The sequence below is a fragment of the Flavobacterium solisilvae genome, from assembly GCF_012911605.1.
Lineage (GTDB): Bacteria > Bacteroidota > Bacteroidia > Flavobacteriales > Flavobacteriaceae > Flavobacterium > Flavobacterium solisilvae.
In genome coordinates this window covers 1-267 of record NZ_JAAMPT010000077.1, presented here as the reverse complement: position 1 = coordinate 267, position 267 = coordinate 1, and the positions used below count along the sequence as shown (strand labels likewise).

Sequence of the window (267 nt, the reverse complement as noted above, 5' to 3'; positions counted from 1 at the left end):
CTACTAGCGCCGTAAAAGTTTCTAGATTTAAGTTTTCTTTGGCTTCTAGAGCAATGGCCGAAAGTGCATTTTTATCGTTGCGGTTGATGGTGTGCGTTGCCACAACCAAGTTGTGTTTATCATCCACTGCCGCTTGAATATTATACGACACTTCTACTACTTGCCCTTGAACCAAAAGTGCTCTTGCATCACAATCAGTAGTGCTCACTTGCGGTTCGCCACTGGTTTTGAGTTGCTCTTCTAGCAGTTCATATTTGATTTTGTTTT

1 pseudogene is annotated in these 267 nt (G+C 41.9%); it reads right to left on the bottom strand.

From position 1 onward, the window contains the following. Window positions 1-267 (bottom strand): annotated as a pseudogene (locus G6042_RS00365) (IS1182 family transposase); the annotation flags it as partial.